Annotated in this window: 20 protein-coding genes, 1 tRNA gene and 2 pseudogenes; 13 read left to right on the top strand and 10 right to left on the bottom strand. The window is 59.6% G+C overall.

The genetic code is table 11. The annotated features are described in order from the left end of the window. Positions 1-77 precede the first annotated feature (77 nt). Positions 78-413 carry a chlororespiratory reduction protein 7 gene (locus CYA_RS06325; protein ID WP_011430195.1) on the bottom strand — a complete coding sequence of 112 codons (336 nt, stop codon included), beginning with the start codon at positions 411-413 and terminating at the stop codon, positions 78-80. A 92-nt stretch (positions 414-505) separates the two neighbouring features. Between CYA_RS06325 and trpS the strand changes: the two genes are divergently transcribed. Further along, a complete protein-coding gene (gene trpS, locus CYA_RS06320; protein WP_011430194.1) occupies positions 506-1,501 on the top strand; it encodes a tryptophan--tRNA ligase in 996 nt (331 codons plus the stop codon). Between the two features lie 12 nt (positions 1,502-1,513). Here the strand turns inward: trpS and CYA_RS06315 are convergent, their stop codons facing one another. Next, positions 1,514-2,515, bottom strand: a complete 1,002-nt coding sequence (locus CYA_RS06315) for a DMT family transporter (protein ID WP_049749747.1) — start codon at positions 2,513-2,515, stop codon at positions 1,514-1,516. Positions 2,516-2,619: 104 nt separating this feature from the next. Here CYA_RS06315 and truB point away from each other — a divergent pair, with 104 nt between their 5' ends. Further along, positions 2,620-3,519: a tRNA pseudouridine(55) synthase TruB gene (gene truB, locus CYA_RS06310; RefSeq protein ID WP_011430192.1), complete on the top strand. Its 900-nt coding sequence runs from the start codon at positions 2,620-2,622 to the stop codon at positions 3,517-3,519. Between the two features lie 225 nt (positions 3,520-3,744). Further along, entirely contained in the window at positions 3,745-4,248 is a 504-nt protein-coding gene (apcB, locus tag CYA_RS06305) for an allophycocyanin subunit beta (RefSeq protein WP_011430191.1), read from the top strand. Position 4,249: 1 nt separating this feature from the next. Here apcB and CYA_RS06300 read toward each other — a convergent pair whose 3' ends face one another. Then, positions 4,250-4,927: a TIGR03943 family putative permease subunit gene (locus CYA_RS06300; RefSeq protein WP_011430190.1), complete on the bottom strand. Its 678-nt coding sequence runs from the start codon at positions 4,925-4,927 to the stop codon at positions 4,250-4,252. A gap of 303 nt (positions 4,928-5,230) precedes the next feature. Here CYA_RS06300 and CYA_RS06295 point away from each other — a divergent pair, with 303 nt between their 5' ends. The 5 genes from CYA_RS06295 to CYA_RS06275 all read left to right on the top strand — a co-directional run bounded on the left by CYA_RS06295 (position 5,231) and on the right by CYA_RS06275 (position 9,447). Then, the gene (locus tag CYA_RS06295; RefSeq protein ID WP_011430188.1) at positions 5,231-6,232 is read left to right on the top strand and encodes a zinc-dependent alcohol dehydrogenase family protein; all 1,002 of its coding nucleotides are present in this window, start codon (positions 5,231-5,233) and stop codon (positions 6,230-6,232) included. Between the two features lie 35 nt (positions 6,233-6,267). Beyond that, a complete protein-coding gene (locus tag CYA_RS06290) occupies positions 6,268-6,837 on the top strand; it encodes a hypothetical protein (RefSeq protein WP_011430187.1) in 570 nt (189 codons plus the stop codon). A 55-nt stretch (positions 6,838-6,892) separates the two neighbouring features. Continuing rightward, positions 6,893-8,464, top strand: a complete 1,572-nt coding sequence (locus CYA_RS06285) for an AAA family ATPase (protein ID WP_011430186.1) — start codon at positions 6,893-6,895, stop codon at positions 8,462-8,464. 196 nt (positions 8,465-8,660) lie between these two features. After that, positions 8,661-9,314, top strand: a complete 654-nt coding sequence (locus CYA_RS06280) for a Crp/Fnr family transcriptional regulator (protein ID WP_011430185.1) — start codon at positions 8,661-8,663, stop codon at positions 9,312-9,314. Positions 9,315-9,374: 60 nt separating this feature from the next. Next, positions 9,375-9,447: transfer RNA gene (locus CYA_RS06275), tRNA-Phe, on the top strand. Positions 9,448-9,561: 114 nt separating this feature from the next. On the opposite strand, the gene CYA_RS06270 is transcribed toward CYA_RS06275, so the two are convergent. Together CYA_RS06270 and CYA_RS06265 are read right to left on the bottom strand one after the other, a co-directional pair. Further along, complete coding sequence (locus CYA_RS06270) at positions 9,562-10,560, bottom strand: ABC transporter permease (RefSeq protein ID WP_228375483.1); 999 nt, start codon at positions 10,558-10,560, stop codon at positions 9,562-9,564. A 102-nt stretch (positions 10,561-10,662) separates the two neighbouring features. Further along, positions 10,663-11,469 (bottom strand): ABC transporter ATP-binding protein, encoded by an 807-nt coding sequence (locus tag CYA_RS06265; RefSeq protein ID WP_011430183.1) that lies wholly within the window; start codon positions 11,467-11,469, stop codon positions 10,663-10,665. 244 nt (positions 11,470-11,713) lie between these two features. On the opposite strand from CYA_RS06265, the gene argJ reads away from it, so the two are divergent. Continuing rightward, entirely contained in the window at positions 11,714-12,934 is a 1,221-nt protein-coding gene (gene argJ, locus CYA_RS06260) for a bifunctional glutamate N-acetyltransferase/amino-acid acetyltransferase ArgJ (RefSeq protein ID WP_011430182.1), read from the top strand. A gap of 23 nt (positions 12,935-12,957) precedes the next feature. Here argJ and psbH read toward each other — a convergent pair whose 3' ends face one another. After that, positions 12,958-13,161: a photosystem II reaction center phosphoprotein PsbH gene (gene psbH / locus CYA_RS06255; protein ID WP_011430181.1), complete on the bottom strand. Its 204-nt coding sequence runs from the start codon at positions 13,159-13,161 to the stop codon at positions 12,958-12,960. A gap of 190 nt (positions 13,162-13,351) precedes the next feature. Between psbH and psbN the strand changes: the two genes are divergently transcribed. Together psbN and dapF are read left to right on the top strand one after the other, a co-directional pair. Further along, a complete protein-coding gene (gene psbN, locus CYA_RS06250; protein ID WP_011430180.1) occupies positions 13,352-13,483 on the top strand; it encodes a photosystem II reaction center protein PsbN in 132 nt (43 codons plus the stop codon). A 26-nt stretch (positions 13,484-13,509) separates the two neighbouring features. After that, positions 13,510-14,379, top strand: coding sequence for a diaminopimelate epimerase (gene dapF / locus CYA_RS06245; protein ID WP_041439019.1), 870 nt, complete (start codon positions 13,510-13,512; stop codon positions 14,377-14,379). Positions 14,380-14,385: 6 nt separating this feature from the next. Here the strand turns inward: dapF and CYA_RS06240 are convergent, their stop codons facing one another. Both CYA_RS06240 and CYA_RS06235 read right to left on the bottom strand, forming a co-directional pair. Then, the gene (locus CYA_RS06240) at positions 14,386-15,030 is read right to left on the bottom strand and encodes a hypothetical protein (RefSeq protein WP_011430178.1); all 645 of its coding nucleotides are present in this window, start codon (positions 15,028-15,030) and stop codon (positions 14,386-14,388) included. A gap of 114 nt (positions 15,031-15,144) precedes the next feature. Further along, entirely contained in the window at positions 15,145-15,705 is a 561-nt protein-coding gene (locus CYA_RS06235) for a hypothetical protein (RefSeq protein ID WP_041438282.1), read from the bottom strand. Between the two features lie 201 nt (positions 15,706-15,906). On the opposite strand from CYA_RS06235, the gene pcrA reads away from it, so the two are divergent. Continuing rightward, entirely contained in the window at positions 15,907-18,252 is a 2,346-nt protein-coding gene (gene pcrA / locus CYA_RS06230; protein WP_041438280.1) for a DNA helicase PcrA, read from the top strand. Positions 18,253-18,659: 407 nt separating this feature from the next. On the opposite strand, the gene CYA_RS15335 is transcribed toward pcrA, so the two are convergent. Both CYA_RS15335 and CYA_RS15730 read right to left on the bottom strand, forming a co-directional pair. Beyond that, positions 18,660-18,875 carry a hypothetical protein gene (locus CYA_RS15335; RefSeq protein WP_228375482.1) on the bottom strand — a complete coding sequence of 72 codons (216 nt, stop codon included), beginning with the start codon at positions 18,873-18,875 and terminating at the stop codon, positions 18,660-18,662. A gap of 113 nt (positions 18,876-18,988) precedes the next feature. Then, positions 18,989-19,057 (bottom strand): annotated as a pseudogene (locus tag CYA_RS15730) (hypothetical protein); the annotation flags it as partial. A gap of 354 nt (positions 19,058-19,411) precedes the next feature. Here CYA_RS15730 and CYA_RS14075 point away from each other — a divergent pair. Further along, positions 19,412-19,543 (top strand): annotated as a pseudogene (locus tag CYA_RS14075) (IS200/IS605 family transposase); the annotation flags it as partial. Between the last annotated feature and the right edge of the window lie 228 nt (positions 19,544-19,771).

The raw sequence follows: 19,771 nt of genomic DNA, 5'->3' as shown, positions 1-19,771 counted from the left end.
GATTGACCCCCTTAGAGCGCAGGACAGGGTATCTCTTCTTTGGGTTGTAGCATGCCTATGGGATCCCGTGCGTGGCCTCAAGCCGGATGCTGGCCGGGGCGAGAAGAAGCTGAGGAGCGCTTGCGCAGGCGTACAGGATGCCACTGCACGGTTTCGCCAGGGGAGACCTCCACCTCACAGGCCGTGTCGATGAGCCGTTGCGCCTGGGCTTGAGGGGTGGGATAGCGGGCCAGATCTGCATCCACCAGATGGGGGTGCTCCTGCAACAGCCGCACAAGGAACTCCTGCAATTCCTCGGGGGTGAGAAATTGCTCTGGCAGGCCCGGGATCAGCAGCACGTAGTGGTTGGCAGCACGCAGCAGTTCTGGCTCCGGGTCTGCCATGGTTTCGGGTTGCTGTCTTTCTTCCCTCATAAACCAACGGGTTGCGGCTCTCTTGATATCCTGAACAAAGACTTTCTTGGTTCTCGTCCTCCCTCTTGTTGGCGTTTGAGATCGCTTTTCCTATGGCCAAGCCGCGCACGCTTTCTGGAATCCAGCCCTCCGGCGAGTTGCACCTGGGCAATTACTTGGGGGCCATTAAAAACTGGGTGGCCGAGCAGGAGCGCTACGAGAACTTCTTCTGCATTGTGGATCAACATGCCATTACTGTGCCCCAGGATCCCAAGCTGCTGAGGGAGCGCACCCGTTCTTTGTTTGCTCTCTACCTGGCCTGTGGCCTCAGCCTGGAGCACTGTGTGCTGTTTGTGCAGTCCCACGTGCCCGCCCACACGGAGCTGGCCTGGCTGTTCACCACCATCACCCCTATGAACTGGGCGGAGCGCATGATCCAGTACAAGGAAAAAAAAGAGAAGCAGGGAGAGGAAACGAGTGTTGGCCTGTTCAGCTACCCGATTTTGCAGGCAGCGGATATTCTCCTCTACCAGCCCAAGTATGTGCCGGTAGGGGAGGATCAGCGGCAGCACATCGAGCTGTGTCGGGACATTGCCCGCCGCTTTAACGACCGCTTTGGGGAGGTGTTTGTGATCCCAGAGGCGCTGATTCGCCCGCAGGGGGCGCGGATCATGAGCTTGACCGATGGCACCCGCAAAATGTCTAAGTCGGATCCCTCGGATTTCAGCCGCATTCACTTGCTAGACGACCCCGACACGATCCGCAAGAAGATCCAAAAATGCAAGACCGACTCGATTCGGGGCATTGCCTTCGACGACCCGGCACGCCCGGAGGCCCACAATTTGCTGACGATCTACATGCTCACCTCCGGCAAAAGCAAGGAGGAGGTGGCGGCTGAGTGCGCCGAGATGGGATGGGGACAGTTCAAGCCCCTCCTCGCCGACAGCATTATCGCCACCCTGGAGCCCATTCAAAAGCGCTACCGGGAGCTCTCGAGTGACCCCGACTACCTCCACGGGCTGATGCGGGAAAATGCCGCCAAGGCCCGTGCCGTGGCCGAGCAAACCCTCCAAAAAGCGCGGGATGCCATGGGGTTTCTGCCCCCCTAGGAGAAGGCTCCCTTAGTCGGGTCGGCCATCGCGGATCTCGACGGTGCTGAACTCCAGGCCCAGCTCCGAGAGGATCCCTGGCCAGGCCAGGCGCAGGCGCTCCTGCCACTCCTGCCGGTGGTTGATGACATACACGCAGACCAGGGTAATGCCCACTCCCACCCATTGCACCGGCGTCAGGGTCTCGCCCAGGAAGGTACTGCCGAAGAGGAGGGCAAAGATGGGGGTGAGAAACGTGAGGGAGCTGAATTCGGTGAGATTTTCCTGAGAGGCGAAGTAGAAGAAGAGGGCGTAGGCCACGGCGCTCCCCATCACCGAAGCGTAGAGCAGGCCCAGCCAGTGGGCGCCGCTCAGGTGCTGCCATTGCTCGCTTTCTGTTAGCGCCGAGAGCAGGATCAAGGGCAGGCTGCCCAATACCATGTGCCAGCCTGTCGCCAACACCGGATCCGCCACCTCCGCCACCTTCGGCATCATCACGGTGCCAATGGCCATCGACAGGGAAGCCAGCAACATCCAGACCACGCCGGCCCCCACCTGCAGGGATCCTTCCCCGCCGAGGCCGATAAGGCTGATACCGACCACGCCCAGCCCCAGACTCAGCCAGCCCAGGGATCCCATCCGCTCCCGGTAAAACCAGGTGGCCATCAGGGCCACCGCCAGCGGCTGCGAGTCGATCAGCACGGATCCCAGCCCGGCGCCGGTCTCTCTCAACCCTTGCGCCAAAAATCCCTGAAAACAGGTGCCGTCCACCAGGGCAAAGGCCAAGACCCACAGCCACCCCCGCAGCCCCTGGGGATGCCAGGGCTGAGAGGCCGCAGAGGCCCGCCCTTGCCAAAGCCGAAAGGCTAAAACCAGGATCCCGGCTGGCAACAGCCGCAGAATGGCCATGAAGAGAGGAGTGGTCTCGGAGAGGGCATCTCGCATGGCCACCATCGCCGAGCCCCACAGGAAAAAAGGGGCGATCATCAACAGGCGTTGCCAGATAGGCTGAGGAAACAGGCCAGATTGCGCCATAGGTGCTTCCAACTCGCAGACAGAAATCAACCCTATGTTAAGCGCTGCGGCAGTTCGGTTACAAATCTTAATTACTGATCAATGACTGATGGGTGATGGGCAGCATGGGATCCCTGGAGGGCTTTCTCAACCTGGATAAGCCGGCCGGGCTCACCTCCCACGACTGTGTGGCGGTGGTGCGGCGGGTCTTGCGCACCCGCCAGGTGGGGCATGGCGGCACTTTGGATCCGGCGGCAACGGGAGTTCTGCCCATTGCCGTGGGGCGGGCGACGCGCTTTTTGGCGTTTTTGTCGGGGGACAAGGTCTATCGGGCCACCTTTCGCTTTGGGCAGCGCAGCGACACCGACGATGCCGAGGGGCAGATCCAGGTGGGATCCCCTTGTCCGGAGCTGAGCCGCGAGCAGGTGGAGGAATGTCTGCGGGAGTTTGTCGGCGAGATCTGGCAGGTGCCGCCTCTTTACAGCGCCATCAAGCGGCAGGGGAAAAAGCTCTACGAGCTGGCCCGGGCCGGGGCAGAGGCGGCAGAACTGGGGCTGGAGCCGCGGAGAGTAGTGATTCGACACCTGCAGATCTTGGGCTGGCGCTCTGGCGAGTTCCCGGAAGTGGATCTGGAGATCGCCTGTGGCCCCGGCACCTACATCCGCGCCCTCGCCCGCGACGTGGGGGAGAAATTGGGCTGCGGAGGCTTGATGAGCCGCCTGCGACGGCTGCAAAGTGGCCCTTTTCGCAGCGAAGAGAGCCTGCCCCTGGAGCAGTGGCAGGGATCCGCCGATCCCGCTGCTGCCCTGTTGCCGATTGAGTGGGGATTTCGCAGTTGGAACTCAGTATTCTTATCTCCGGCTGAGGCGCAGCGCTGGCGACAAGGTCAGGCCATTCCTCTGGATCCGGCTCAGGCCACTGCCGAGACCCTGCGGGTCATGAGCGGAGAGGGAGAATTTTTGGGCTTGGGGCACAGCCAAGCAGGTCAGCTCAAGCCGCTGCGGGTGTTGCTGCCGGATCCCTAGAGCGTTGCAGAAAAGTTACATTTTCGTAACAACATCTGCCATTGGCTGAGGAGAAGGCGGGAAAGAACCCCCCGCATGCTAAACTTCTGGGGGCAAGCGGGGAGCTCGGAGCGCTGCCGGTGTTGGGCTCTGGCTCGATTTTCCAAGGTTGGCCTTTGGACGTTGCCGGCAAAATTCTCATCTCAAGCTACTTTTACATAGAGTTACAGGAAGGGAGTTGGGGATATGCGGGATGCCGTAACCACACTGATCAAAACCTATGACCTGGCCGGCCGCTACTTGGATCGGAATGCCATGGACGCGCTCAAGGCCTTTTACGATTCGGGTCTGCGGCGCATCCAGGCCGTGCAGGTGATTAACCTCAACTCGGTGGACATTGTCAAGACGGCTGCTGCGGCCATGTTTGCCCAGGTGCCGGATCTAATCCGTCCGGGCGGCAACGCCTATACCACCCGCCGCTACGCCACCTGTTTGCGGGATATGGACTACTTCCTGCGCTACGCTTCCTACGCCCTGGTGGCCGCTGATACCAGCATCTTGGACGAGCGCGTCCTGGCTGGTCTGCGGGAAACCTACAACTCCCTGGGGGTGCCGATTGCCCCGACAGTGATCGGGATCCAGAACATGAAGCAGCGCACCCTGGAGCTGCTCGGCTCCGACGAGGATTACAGCTTTGTGGCCGAGCCCTTCGATTACATGAGCGCTAAACTCAGCGAAACCGACATCTAACCTACTCGTCGGCGTAGGGATTGGCCGGCACCGGTATTGGCTCCACCTGATCGGCCAGGATCACCAACTGAGGCTGGCCATCCCGTTGCTCCACGGCCATCCGCCCTTCCAGACGCAGCCAACTGTCCGGAGCCAGTTCCTCCGAGCGGGGCCAGCGCACCGGCAAGCCGACCGGGTAGGCATCGGCAGCGCAGCAACTCACCAAAAAGCGAGCGATGACAAAGTGGTCAGGTTGCTCGTCAGGAACGACGAACCCCTGCACCTGCACCGGCTGGCCTTCATAGGTATAGGGATCCGGGTAGACATCCAGGGTGCGCACCCAGTCCAGCAGGGTGCGCTGGCGTGGATCAATCTTGGGACGAAAAGCCTGCGGCTGGCTGCGAGAGGCACCCAAATAGGGAGATACCCCCCGGTTGAGGGCCGTCTGGCTGGAGAGGGGACGGGGCTCGACCCAAAACCCCAGCAGCGCCGTCAGGATCAAGAGCGCCGCCCCCAGGCGCGACCCCAACAGGGAGACATGGCTTTCCGAGGGCGCGACTTTGGCCCCCCGCCACCGGCCAATCCCCAGGCCCAGCAGGCACAGGCCGGCCAGCAGAGCCACGTTTACATAGGCGGGGTTAATCAACAGCAGCAGGGTGCCCCGCCAGCGGTAGACGATGAGCAGGCTCCCCAGGAGCATCAGCCCAGCAGCATCCCAATAGGCTGGGTTACCCCAGCCGAGCCAGGAGCGCGATCCCAGGCCAGCTCTAGTTGCTTTTGACCGTGCCTTGCCGCCGAGAGAGCCAGAACCACCTGCGGGCATGGGCTACCGCTTGCCTCCACAACTCCGAAGCTTAGTTTAGGGCAAGGGATCCCTGGAGCGGTTCTCTTGGCTTATGCTACTAACCATTGTTCAGAGACCCCCTTGCCGGTGTATCCTCAGGAGCGCGGCGGCAATCGCGGGGCAGCAAGTCGAGCAAACCGAGCCTGAACACTTGAGAAGATGAAAGCCATCCTCATGAGCGTGCCGGGTGGGCCGGAGGTTTTGCAACTGCAGGAGGTGCCCGACCCGCAGATTCGCGGCGAGCGGGAGCTGCGTGTCCGCCTCAAGGCCGCCGGCGTCAACCCCATCGACACCAAGCTGCGGCGGCGAGGCACCTTCTACCCCGAGGAGATGCCGGCCATTTTGGGATGCGATGGCGCCGGCGTTGTAGAAGCCGTGGGATCTGGGGTCAGGCAGTTTCGGGTTGGGGACGAAGTTTACTTCTGCCACGGCGGCCTGGGCAGAGAGGCGGGGAACTACGCCGAGCTAATCGTGGTCGATGAGCGCTTCGTCGCTCCCAAGCCCAGAACCCTCAGCTTTGCCGAGGCTGCCGCCGCTCCCCTGGTGCTGATCACCGCCTGGGAAGCCCTCTACGACCGGGGACGGCTGCAGGCCGGCCAAAAGGTGCTCATCCACGCCGGGGCAGGGGGTGTTGGCCATGTGGCCGTCCAACTGGCCCGTCTGCGGGGATGCCAAGTGGCTACCACCGTGAGCACGCCGGAAAAGGCCGAGTTTGTCCGTTTGCTGGGGGCCAGCTTGCCCATCTTCTATCGCCAGACCGACTTTGTGCGGGCCGTTCTGGATTGGACGGAGGAGGAGGGAGTGGATCTTGCTCTCGATACCCTTGGCGGCCCAGTGCTGGAGCAGACCTTCCCTGCCGTGCGCGTGTACGGCGATCTCGTGACCCTGCTGGCGCCAGCTCCAGAGACCGATTGGCGGGTGGCCCGCGACCGCAACTTGCGAGTGAGCTTTGAGCTGATGCTCACCCCTATGCTGAAGAACCTCATCGTTGCTCGGCAAAACCAGGCGGAGATCCTCCGGCAGTGCGCCCGCCTCATCGACCAGGGCCAACTGCGCATCCGGCTCAGCCACACCTTTCCCCTGGCCGAAGCGGCTGCCGCTCACCGGCTGCTGGAACAGGGATCCGTTTTGGGCAAAATTGCCTTAACCATCTCCGACTAGGCATGCTGGAGGAGGCCCTGCCCAGATCCGAGTCTATGGCCGCTCCCCTCACCCCTCACCTGTTGGAGAACGAGAGCTTCTACGAGAATGCCCTCTGCTGGCTAGGGCGACCGCAGACGGCCTATCGGCTGCTGAGCGAGGCGGTTTTTCCGGCCATCTCCTCTTGGGTGCGGGGAGAGGTGGACAGCTACTCCTTCAATCACTGGCAGCCGGAGGACGTGCGCACCTTTCTCTACCCGGTGGTGGCTCTGGGAGACCAGGAGACCCTTGTTCTCGCCAGCGAGGCCCTGCTCCTCTGCGGCAGTGGCAACTACTACAACCCCTGTGACTTGGCCATTGTGGTCTTCGTGCAGCAGCCCCAAGAGCTGTTCAGCCAACTGATGCAGCGCATCCGCCGCGCCGAGGCCATCATCACCCGCGGGCCGGAGGTGCGCATGCTCTCTGAACAGGTGAGCCTGGCCAAGCGGGGGCGAGACTACATCAACACTAAGTATCTGGTCTGGCCCTACGCCCTCTCTGCTGCTGCTCAAGATACTTTGGTTAAACAGGGGATCAGCATTATCCGTCTTTCACCGCAAGCGGCCGCCCTGCCCTTGGGAGACTAAGCTGAGGGCAATTTGGAGGAAAATGGGGATCCCTGACTTTTCCGTCTCCATCTTTATGGCCGATGCCCACCTGCCGCCGCTAATCCAAGCGATGTTGGATCCGGGGTTTTACCCCCATCCGGTGCGGGAGCCGATTCAGCTCGTCCAAACCCACATTTCCTACATTTTCTTGACAGGGAACTACGCCTATAAGGTGAAGAAGCCTCTGGATTTTGGCTTTTTGAATTTCACCACCCTGGAGCGGCGACGCTACTTTTGTCAAGAAGAGCTGCGCCTGAACCAGCGCGGAGCGCCAGGGCTTTATCTACAGGTGTTGCCCATTGTGCAAGCCGAGGGCCGGTTTCAGCTTGACGGCAGTGGCGAGCCCGTGGAGTACACCCTCAAAATGCGGCAGTTTCCTCAAGAGCAACTCTTTAGCAACCTCCTCGAGCGGGGGGAGCTGACGCCACTCTTAATGGAGGAGCTAGGACGGGTGGTGGCGGCCTTTCACGCCCAGGCGGAGACCAACGACTACATCCGCAGCTTTGGCCGGCCAGAGCAGGTGCGGCAGGCTTTCGACGAGAATTACGCCCAAACCCAGCGCTACATTGGCGGCCCTCAGACGGCAGATCAATATCGGGAGACCCAAGCCTACACGGATCGCTTTTTTGCCGAGCGACAGGAGCTGTTTTACCAGAGAATTGAGCAAGACCGCATCCGCGAAGGCCACGGGGATCTGCATCTTGGCAACCTCTGTTGGTGGGAAGGCCAGATCTTGCTGTTTGATTGCATTGAGTTCAACGAGGCCTTCCGCTTTGTGGATACGATGTACGACGTATCCTATGCAGTGATGGATCTGGATGCCCGCCATCGCCCCGATCTGGGCAACGCCTATTTGAACAGCTATCTGGAAGAGACAGGCGATTGGGAAGGACTCAAGATCTTGCCCATTTACCTCAATCGCCAGGCCTACGTGCGGGCCAAGGTCACCTCTTTTTTGCTAGACGATCCTGCCGCCTCGGAAGCTGCCAAAGCCAATGCCTTCCACACTGCCGCCCGCTACTACCGACTGGCCTGGGAATACACGCTGCCCAAACAGGGGCAGTTGTTTCTGATGGCCGGCCTGTCGGGAGCGGGCAAAAGCACGGTGGCCCGCCACCTGGCCCGACAGCGAGGGGCCATCCACATCCGCTCCGACGCCGTGCGCAAGCATTTGGCTGGGATCCCTCTGCGGCAGCGAGGGGGGCCAGAGGTGTATACGCCCGAGATGACCGACAGGACTTATCGCCGCCTGGTGCAATTGGGAGTGGAGTTGGCCCGGGAAGGTTACAGCGTGATTCTGGACGCCAAGTTTGACCGGCAAGCGCTGCGGGGCATGGCAATTGAACAAGCCCAACGGTGCCGGATCCCGTTGTGCATCCTCTACTGCCACGCCCCTGAACCTGTCCTCCGCGAGCGGCTGCAACGGCGAACGCTCCCTGCTTCGAGCCTGGGTGAGCCGCTGAACCTCGCCGACATTGCCGATGCCACCGCCGATCTCCTTGCCCAGCAGCAGGCGCAGTGGCAGGATTTTTCCGAGGGGGAGCGGCGCTTGCTGCAGGTTTTGGATACCAGCCAAGATTGGCAAGCGCAACTGCAGCAGATCTAGGTCTCGACTCCAACTGACCAAGGTTACCGGCAAAGCGCATGCTGCCGTTTCCGGGTTAGAGGCTGACCGCAGCCCCTGCTGATCTCAGGCGGCGGTCAGGTGAAGAGTTTTTCTCTGGGAAGAGAGTTGGGCAAGAATCGAGGCGGTGCAGGAGGAGACCCCAGTGAGCGAGGTAACGGCTGAAGATTTACGCCTGATGTTTCTGTTTGAAGGCTTTTCCCCTGAGGTGCTCGAGCCGCTGGCCCGCCAGATGTTGCTGCGCTCCCACCCTGTTAACCAGGCCATCCTGCTACAGAACGACTGGGGCAACGCCGTCTATTTCATCCTGGAGGGTTGGGTCAAGATTCGCACTCACGATCTGGAGGGCCGGGAGGTTACCCTCACCATTCTTGGCCCAGGGGAGATCTTCGGGGAAATGGCCGCCTTGGACGAGGCGCCCCGTTCCAGCGATGTGATTGCCCTGACAGCCACCAAGGTCTGCTCTCTGTCGGCCCAGAACTTTCTGGCCCTTTTGGCTGCCGATGCGCAGGTTGCCATCCGCCTTGCCCAGCTCTTGTCGCGACGTTTACGGCAGATCAACCGTCGCCTGCAATTGCGGGAGGCCAGCAGCGTCGCTCGCGTCGCCGATATCCTGCTCTTCTTGGCGGAGTCCCGCGGGCGGGTCGGTTGCAAGGGGGTAGAAATTCCCAATTTGCCCCACCGGGAGCTGAGCAGCTTGAGTGGCCTGGCCCGGGAAACGGTTACCCGTGTCTTGTCTAAGCTGGAGCAGGAGGAGCTGATCCGCCGGGATCGGCAGCGGGACATCCTCTGCATCCCCCAGATGGATGCCCTGGAAAAGCTAATTGGCTAAAGCGAGGGTTGCCACCTGTTGCCAAAAGCCCTCTTGGCATTCTAAAATGATAGTCCCAGAGCCGGGATAGCTCAGTTGGTAGAGCAGAGGACTGAAAATCCTCGTGTCACCAGTTCGAGTCTGGTTCCTGGCATCTGCCAATAACAGGTCAAGATGGGCTCAGGGCTGCAACCTGAGCCTTTTTGTTGCCGGGAATTCCCAGTTCTTGCCTTTTGCGAAACCGCTTCTGCCGGCTCTATGGCAAAAATTAGTTCTCGCGGCGCACAGCGCTCTCGTGCCACCTGCCCAGTATCTTGTCCGACAAAGCGCTCAAGGCCACAAAGATCAGGATCCCTAGGCCGGTAACCAGCACCAAGGCGGCAAACATGCGAGGCACCTGCAAATTAAAGCTGGAGATCAAGATTTGGTAGGCGATCCCGGCCCGTTGCCCACCGGTGCCGGCGACAAACTCCGCCACCACGGCCCCGATCAAAGAAAGGCCGCCGCTAATGCGCAGACCTCCCAGGAAGTAGGGCAGGGCACTGGGCAGACGCAAGTAGATCAAGGTTTGCCAGCGATTGGCCTTGTACAGTTGAAACAGGTTGAGCAGGTTGTGATCGACACTGTTTAATCCCAGGGTGGTGTTGGAGATAATGGGGAAAAAGGCGACAATCCAAGCGCAAACCACCATCGCAGCAAAGGTGTTGTTGCGCAGCCAGATGATGATCAACGGCGCGATGGAAACGATGGGTGTTGTTTGCAAAATCACCGCATAGGGAAAGAGGCTGCGCTCAATCCATTTGCTCTGGGCAAACAAAATCGCCAGCAAAAGCCCCGAGACTGTGGCCAAAAGGAACGCCACCACCGTAATTTGTAGGGTGATCAAAAGGGAAGGGAAAAGGGATCCCCACTCCCGCACCAGGGTTTGCGCCACCAAAATCGGCCCCGGCAATAGATAGGGAGGCACCCCCGTCAGCCGCACGGCCACTTCCCAGCCCACCAGAAAAAGGATCCCGACGATCCCAGGGGCAATCACGTCCAGGTTGAACCACTTGCGCAGATCCAACCCTTGCCCAGAGGTCGGCGGCGCAGAGCCAGGTACCTTAGCCGCATCGGTAGGTTGGGGCCTGAGTTGTTCTTCCACCGCGCTGCTCAGCCGAGGCAGCTCCCCATCCAGCCAGAGCCCAAAGGGGCGCTCTGGCGCGCCAAGCAGGGATCCCAGCCAGCGAGACAGCCAATCGAGAAGGAAACTGAAAGGACTCAGCATAGGGTAGGGGGAATCAAGGGGCTCTAACACCGGGAATGCTGCCAAAGGGGGATCCCGTCAGCCCAGCCGTCCGGCGGAGAGGGGGCGCAGGCAGGGATCCCGTCAGCCCAGCCGTCCGGCGGAGAGGGGGCGCAGGCAGGGATCCCGCTCCGTGTCGTGCATGGCCTCCCGCAAACGGGTCGCGACCTCCCGGCAATAGTCGTTGTAAAGGGGCGAGGTGCGAAACTCTTCCGAGCGGGGGTAGGGCGCCTCAATGGGGATATCCGCCACCACCCGCCCTGGGCGGGCTGCCATCACCACCACGCGGTTGGACAGATAGACGGCCTCGTAAATGTTGTGGGTAACAAAAATCACCGTCCAGCGCTTCTCCTGCCACAACTCCAGCAGTTCGCCGTTCAGCTTGCTGCGGGTGATCTCATCCAAAGCACCAAAAGGCTCGTCCATCAGCAACACCTGCGGCTTGGTTACCAAGGCGCGGGCAATGGAAGCCCGCATGCGCATACCGCCGGACAGCTCGCGGGGAAAATGGCGCTCAAACCCCCGCAAGCCCACCAGGTGGAGGGCTTCCAAAACCTCTCGATCGGCTTTTGGCCGAGGCTCACCGGCCAACTTCAGGGGCAGGCGCACATTGTCCATCACCGTTGCCCAGGGCATGAGGGCTGGCTCCTGAAACACAAAGGCCAATTTGGGCTTCCCTTGGGAGGTGTTTTGCCCCCACTCGATAGAGCCGGTGGTTAGGTCACCTAACCCTGCGATCAGCCGCAGCACCGTGCTTTTCCCACAGCCAGAGGGCCCCACCAAGCTGACGAACTGCCCCTCCTGGATGGCCATGTTCATGTCTTGCAAAGCCACCGTGCCATTGGCATAGACCTTGCTGACATGGTTAAGGGTAATGACAGGGGCGGGCATGGCTCGCGGTTCCTAGAGCAGAGGGCAAAGGGATCCCTTCCCAATCCAGAAAGAGAAGGGCGCACATTACCATTAAAACAACACTATCTGTCGCCTCTGCTGCGGTAGGCACAGCTACACCCCCCGACCTGGTTTCCAGAGAGTTTCTCGGGCAAAACTTGCCAGTTGCCAACCCTGGCCCTCAACCCCGATCTGAGCGCCAAGCCGGTATGATAGTGCCGATCACCCCCTGGCCCCAGAATCTATGGGATCCCAATTTAAACGGGTTGCAGGCGCCGTTACCGCCCCGCGAGGGTTCCGCGCTGCTGGCGTGGCTGCTGGCCTCAAGCCCTCCGGCGCTGCCGATCTCGCCCTAATTGTTTCCGACTGCGAGGCGGTGGGGGCTGGCGTTTTCACCAGCAACCAGGTCAAGGCCGCCTGTGTTACCTACAACCAAGGGATCCTCGCCCAAGGGCAGCCGGTGCGGGCCATTCTCTGCAATGCCGGCCAAGCCAACGCCTGTACAGGAGAAGAGGGGGAGCGCAACAACGCCCAACTGGCCCTCTGGGTAGGAGAACGGCTGGGGATCCCGGCCCAACAGGTGCTCACTGCCTCGACAGGGGTGATCGGGCGGCAATTGGAAATGGCCAAAATCGAGGCGGCCCTGCCCCGCCTGATCGACAGCCTCTCGCCGACAGGAGGAGAGAGCGCCGCCCGCGCCATCCTCACCACCGACCTGGTGACCAAGAGTACAGCCCTGGAGGCCGAGATCGACGGCTACACCGTCAGGCTGGGAGGCATCGCCAAGGGATCCGGTATGATCCACCCCAACTTGGCGACGATGTTAGCTTTCCTAACCTGCGATGCAGCCGTGGATCCTCCCCTCTGGCAGCAGATCCTCAAAGAGGCGGTTGACCTCAGCTTTAACCAAATCACCGTGGACGGGGATACCAGCACCAACGACATGGTGCTGGCTCTGGCCAACGGCCAAAGTGGGATTCCCACCCTGCAAGCTGGCACGAGAGCTGCCCAAGCCCTCGCCGAGATGGTTGTCCAGGTTTGCATTCACCTGGCTAAGGCCATCGCCCGCGACGGCGAGGGAGCCACCAAGTTGTTGCAGATCCGGGTGCAGGGCGCCCCCGACGACAGGTCAGCTCGGCAGATAGCCCGTGTCATTGCCAGCTCTCCCCTGGTGAAGGCGGCAGTTTTTGGCAACGATCCCAACTGGGGCCGGGTGGCCGCCGCCGCCGGACGGGCTGGGATCCCCTTTGACAGCCGTCGCTTGGAGGTTCGCCTGGGGGATTTTCTGCTGCTGCAGGGGGGAATGCCTCTGGCTTTTGATCGCCAGGCGGCCTCTGAGTACCTAAAGAGAGGGGATCCCGTAACCTTTACGGTAGACCTCCACCAGGGATCTGGCCAGGGCGTTGCCTGGGGCTGTGACCTCAGCTACGACTACGTGCGCATCAACGCCGAGTACACCACCTAGACAGCCCGCGGCAGCCAGGAGCCCTAGAAGCTGAGGCTCTCCCAGGAGACGTTGATGTCTTCCAGGAGCAGCGACTTGTTGTAGATCTGCAGGATGATCAGCAAGAAGATGCCGAACAGCACCATAAAGACCGCCATCAAAGGCGTGGTGCCCCAGCCAGGGGCCACCTTGCCGTATTCCGAGTTGAGAGGACGCAGCAGATCGCCCAGTTTGGTACGAATCGCCATAGGTTCTCGCGATAGGTCAAAGAGAGGACAGGTTTGCCAACTTGGAGGTCAGCACGGCGGCAGATCCCAGCCAGACAACCTCCTTTTAAAATCACGCTAACAGAATCTGGTCACTCCCCTTTGCCGCCGGCAATGAATTGTAAACTTGTGTAATATGTAGGGAGATTCTCTCAGAACTGAAGAGCTAACCATGGAATCCACCCTTTCGCTGGTTGTGGCCATTGCGGCAATAACCATCTGCATCACCGCCTTTGCCATCTACACCGCCTTTGGCCCCCCTTCCAAAAACTTGCAGGATCCCTACGAGATGCACGAGGATTGAAGCCGGTTGTTGTGCGGTTCCGCTGCATGCCTGTTCGGTTGCCCTCCCGTCTCTCCTTCCACAAATACCAGGGGCTGGGGAACGACTTTATCTTGGTGGACAACCGCCACCAGCCGCAGCCCTGTCTGACGCCTGAGGAAGCCGTTGCCCTCTGCAACCGCCGCTTTGGCGTGGGGGCCGATGGGGTTATCTTTCTGCTGCCGGGGCAGGAGGGGGCCGACTTCAGCATGCGCCTGTTCAACAGCGACGGCTCGGAGGCGGAGATGTGCGGCAACGGCATCCGCTGTTTGGCCCGCTTTTTGCAGGATCTGGGGATCCCTGGCCAGGACGGCGCCTACCAGATCCACACCTTGGCGGGGCGGATCGTGCCGCAGGTGCGGCCCGATGGCTTGGTAACAGTGGACATGGGGATCCCTCGCCTCTTGGCCGGGCAGATCCCCACCACGCTGGCCAAACCAGAGGAAAAGGTGGTGCGGCAGCCCCTGCAGGTAGGCGGGCGGGAGTGGGCGGTGACGGCGGTGAGCATGGGCAACCCCCACTGTGTGGTCTTTTTGGAAGAAGGGGGATCCCTGGAAGAGCTGGACTTGGAAAGGGTGGGCCCCCTGTTTGAGCATCACCCGGCTTTTCCCGAGCGCACCAACACCGAATTTGCCCAGGTGCTCGGCCCAAATTACCTGCGGCTGCGGGTTTGGGAGCGGGGGGCAGGGGTGACGCTGGCCTGTGGGACAGGCGCCTGTGCCGCCTTGGTGGCCGCCGTTTTGGAAGAGCGGGCCGAGCCGCAAGCCACGGTGGAGCTGCCGGGAGGCAATCTGGAGATTCGCTGGGATCCCGATACCCAACACGTGTGGATGACCGGGCCGGCCCTGCCCGTTTTCAGCGGCACCACGGCCGAGTGAGAGATCTCAGGATCCCAAACCCAGCAAGAGAAAGGCGAGCAGGGCGAGGATCCCGCGGGCCACGCTCCAACCTTGACGCCAGATCAGCGCCACCGCCAGGCCCAGCAAGACCAACCCCAGCCCCAGGCCAAAGCGGAGAAACAGGGGGTGCGCCCATTGGTTGAGGGAGCGTTTGAGCCAGGGGAAGATCACCCCCAAGGCGAAGGCCAGTCCTACGGGGAGCCAATCGATCCAACCCGTCCGCCCCCCGCTCCCCACCAGGTAGAAGCCGGTCAGGCAAAGGCCCAGGCAGAAAAACAGCACTCGCATGCCGGGATAGTCTTGTCGATAGTTGAAAGCAAGGCTTCGGAGCTCCTTGGGGTGGGCCAAGACCAATGGCTCTACAGCAAAGCTTTCGCTCCACTCCGGCGCTTCTTCAGTTTGTCCGCGGCACCAAAGGTAAACGTTGACCTTGCGCAACCCTTGCAGCAGAGAGGCTTCCACCGCACTGCGCACCACCTCCATCACCTGCAGGGTATCCACCACATCGCCGGGCAGCCGTTCCAGCAACACATTCAGCACCTGACCCTTCAGCTCGGCGCGGCCAAACAGCCGCAAATCGGCCAGCTTGTAGTCGAGGATTTGGTTTAAGATCTTGAGCTGGCGACGCATGGGATCCCGGCACCAAGCCCCTTGACGGGCTTGCTCTTAAGTTGGCACATGACTTCGCTAGAACCAGTTTAGCGGTTGGGGAGGAAGCAGCGAAAAAAGCGGGATCCAAGGCAATCAAATGTGCGTGCGAATGCACTGACGAATGCTGAGGTTGGACTGGTCCAGGTTGGCGAACCCGCTCAAGAGGGTGCCTTGCTCGTCCAAAAGCAGCAAGGCGGCCTGGCGGCGAAAATCGATCCCCGGCAAGGCTTCGGCGGCCACCTCCTGCAGCTTCTGGATGGTGGATCCCTCGAAATCGACAGAGACATGGACAAAGGGAGAAACCAAGCGCGGATCTGTGGGCACGCTCTCGCGAATAACCTGCAAAACCAAATTTCGCACCAACAGCAGCCCCCTACCATCCACCAGCACGATCTGGCGCAGCCGAGGGTTTTGCCCAAACTCCAGGGCCAAACTTTTGGAGAGGGCTTCCGATTGCGAGCGGGTTTGGCTGTTGGTCAAGATCAACGCTTGAATGCCCTCATACCGACTTAGGTCAAGCCGATCCCCAGAAACGCTTTCCACCTTGAGGTCAAGAGATGTTTTGGGGTTGCCGTTGCTGGGGCAGTTGCCGGCTTGAACGGGATCGAACGCACCTTGAGAAAGCAGGGCAAGGGTGGCAAACCCCAAAGCCACAAGTCTCTTTTGAACGCAAAGCCAGCAGCGGTTAGCCGGGGCACAGCAGCAGGACAGCACTCGGTTCATGGCGGGGAGCTCTGGAGCGGGCCGGCCAAATCTTAACCGATCTTCATCTTTGGTGCTCCAAAATGCCCTCTGGGCTTCTCATCCCCATTGGGTTGGCGCCCATAATGGAAAGCAGTTTCTGCTTTGCCGACTATGACTCACGCCTGTTTGTTGGATGCCCTCAACCCTGCTCAACGGCAAGCGGTGCACCATTTTTGTGGCCCTTTGCTGGTGGTGGCGGGGGCAGGTTCCGGCAAGACGCGCACCCTCGCCTATCGCATCGCCCACCTCATCCGCCACTACCGGGTGGATCCGGAGGAGATTTTGGCCGTGACCTTTACCAACAAGGCCGCCCGTGAGATGAAAGAGCGCATTGAGCAGCTCTTTGCCGAACAAGAAGCTCAAGAACAATTTGGGATCCCCTTAGAGGAATTGGAGCCGGCCCAGGCAACGCGACTAAAATCTGCTGTTTACCACCGCTGGATTAAGCCTCTTTGGATTGGCACGTTCCACAGCTTATTTGCCCAGATCCTGCGCCTGGAGATCGAAAAATATCAGGATCCCAAGGGACGAAAGTGGACTCGCAACTTCTCGATTTTCGATGAATCGGACGCCCAATCCCTGGTTAAAGAGATTGTAACTAAGCAACTCAACTTAGATGAGCGCAAGTTCGATCCAAGATCGGTGCGCTATGCCATTAGCAATGCCAAAAATCAAGGTTGGACCCCTGCCGATCTGGAGCGCCACCAGCCCAATTTCCGAGGTCGCATCCTGGCTCAGGTTTACGAGCTCTACGAAGATCAACTGGCGGCCAATAATGCCCTCGATTTCGACAACTTAATTTGGATCCCGGTGCAACTTTTCCGCCAAAATGAGCAGGTTTTGGCCTACTGGCACCAGCGCTTTCGGCACATCTTGGTGGACGAATACCAAGATACCAACCGCACCCAGTACGAGCTGATCCGGCTCCTGGCCACCAACGGCGAGACCCGCCGCTCCGAGTGGGACTGGACCAATCGCTCCCTCTTTGTGGTGGGCGATGCAGATCAAAGCATCTATCGCTTTCGGGGGGCCGATTTCACCATTTTGCTGGAGTTTCAAGAGACCTTTGGCGATGGCCTGCCGGACGACGATACCCGCACCCTGATCAAATTGGAAGAAAACTATCGCTCCACCGCCACGATTTTGCAGGCGGCTAACGTCCTGATTGAGAAAAACACCGAGCGCATCGATAAAATTCTCCGGCCAACTCGCCCCCCCGGCCATCCCATCGTTTGCTACCAGGCGGAGGACGAAATGGCCGAGGCCGAGTTTGTGGTCAATACCATCCGGCGATTACACAGCCAAAATCCCAACTCTTCCTGGGGAGATTTTGCCATTCTCTACCGCACCAATGCCCAATCTCGCCCTTTTGAAGAGGTTTTGCTGCGGTGGGGGATCCCTTACACGGTGGTGGGGGGGCTGCGATTTTACGATCGCAAAGAGATTAAGGATGTGCTGGCCTATTTGCGGGTTGTGCTCAACCCTGCCGATTCTTTTAGCCTGTTGCGCATTATCAATGTGCCGCGGCGGGGCATCGGCAAGTCCACTCTGGACAAGCTAAGCGAAGCGGCGGCTGCCTTAAATGTGCCCCTGTGGACTATCCTCAGCGACGAGGCCTCTGTTACCAACCTGCTGGGGCGTTCGGCCAAGCCGGTTCTCCAGTTTGCCCAGCTTATCCAGCATTGGCACAGACAGATGGCCCAGGTTTCGGCTGCCGCCCTTCTGGAGGGGCTGCTGCGGGATTGCGGCTATCTGGAAGATCTCAAGGCCCAGGGCACAGAAGAGGCCGAGGAAAGGATCGCCAACGTGATGGAACTCTACAATGCCGCCCGCCAATTTGAAGAAGAACAGGAGGATCCCAGCCTCGAGGCTTTCTTGAGCAATGTGTCTTTAGCTTCCGATTTGGACACCCTTCAGGAGGGAGCTGAGAAAGTTTCGCTAATGACGTTGCATGCTTCCAAAGGGCTGGAGTTCCCGGTGGTGTTTTTGGTGGGGTTGGAACAAGGCCTGTTTCCCAATTTTCGCGCTTTGGAGGATCCTGCCGCGCTGGAAGAAGAACGGCGCCTCTGCTACGTGGGCATCACCCGCGCCCGCGAGCAATTGTTTGTCTGCCACGCCAGCGAGCGGCGGCTCTACGGCAACCGCGAGCCCGCCATCCCTTCCCTATTTTTGAGTGAGCTGCCCCAAGAGCTGATCCAATGGGAAAAAGGCAGGGGGCTTTCGTTCTCCGCCGACAACACGGCTGCGGCCACGCCCAAAGCAAAGGCTGCTCGCCGCCAAGGCCGTTCCTCCCAGTGGGCCGTTGGGGATCGCCTGCAACATCCCCAATTCGGACAGGGGCAAATTACCCACGTGTTCGGCAGCGGCGAACGGATCACCCTGGCGGTGAGGTTTCCCGCCATCGGCCAGCAGAAAATCTTGGATCCCCGCATCGCGCCCATTCAAAAGCTCAGCTAGCTGGCTGGGCTCGAAACCGCTTTGGAGATGGATGGCGTAGCGGTATGGGTCTCATCCTTTTTTGTAGGTGCCTTGATCTCGCCCAGAACTTGCTTGGAATAAGGCGGCTTGGCAGGGATCCCTTTTGTCTTGACACTCCCACCCAGGGGATTCTTACGCAGTCCACAAAAGAACCCGTAACGGCGTTGTCAAAGCGCCTCTAGACAGTTCCTGAAGGCAAAGCCCCAAGGTTCTGCTGACTTTCTTAAGCACAGGTTGGCGGCAGCATTCGCATCAGCGTTGACCAACCACCCCTCTGCCGTTTGGTACAGGCCCCGCTTGACACGCTTTCCAGAAGGTCTCCACCCGTCGGGTTTTTCACCATAATTAGGTAGCTCATCTCCATCTAGGAAGCTTGCCTGCGATCTTTACGCCTCCTCTACCTCAATAAACTCCATGCCATAATGCTGACATAATTGCGCAATACGCTCCTTTAACCGACCTGTTGGGATGAAAACAAAGTTTTGGTTAAAACCGCATTCTTGTTTTTGTTCTTTGTTCCAACCGAAGAGGATTCTCCCAATTGAGTGGTGCAAACAGAAGTCAATGACCTTGCGCGCAGCTTTGTGGATTGCATCCCGCATCCGCCGGTTTCCGTAGTTCGGTCAAGCTGCTGCAACCAAAACCCCTGCAGCTTGTGAGTCTTGAGCCTAGCCAGCTCCTTGTTGTACCCCTGGTTAAAGGACTTGACTTTGCGGCCATCAATGATGAAGCTATGTCCTAAGTTGCTAACGCACGTAAGCCAGTTGTTGACTCCGTGGTCAATTGCTAGAGCTTTTCTCGGATCCAGCGATTTGGGCTGGGCAGGCTTGGCATAGACCCACTCCAGCTACAGACTTACACGTCTGTTGTGCGGCGGAGACATACATTGCGATGAAGTGCTTGCTTTGGGTTCTCCCCATCTCAGCGCAAAGCGCACCATAGCTTGCCCATCGCTTCGTTTTGAAATAGACTTGTCTCGCATAGTACAGGGCACAGTTGTACACCTTATTAGACTGTTGACACAAGTACTCTAATAGGGGGACTAGCTCCCTGTTCCTGACTCGAACCTGCTGACAGCCGCACTCCATCATTGTTGGCAAGCGGCATGGCAACCGCAGTCTGACATGGGCAAGCGATAGTGCGAGAGGAAAGTCAACGGTACAATCACTACAACCATGGTGTGGGGCTAGCGGTTGTTCATCTCATTTTTTGGCCAAAGAGAAGGAAAAAGGTGTTGGTGGGAGAAGTCAGGAAGAGGTTGTTTGAGCTATGAAACTATATCAACGACCCCCCATCATGGGTAAGCCACTAAAGTGGCTAGCGGGCTTTTCCGCCCCGCACTCAAGTGCGGGGCTACCAAACTATCCTTTTGTGTAGGAGAGCCGCTCTGGGCCCTTCCAGGTCTGGATCCTTGAGATCTCCTCAAGAGAAGAGCCCCCTTTGCAATTATTGCGAATTGTTACGAGACTGGCGTCATGCCCCCGGCAGGGATCCGGTT

This window comes from Synechococcus sp. JA-3-3Ab, assembly GCF_000013205.1.
Lineage (GTDB): Bacteria > Cyanobacteriota > Cyanobacteriia > Thermostichales > Thermostichaceae > Thermostichus.
This window is presented reverse-complemented; position numbering and strand designations above follow the sequence as displayed.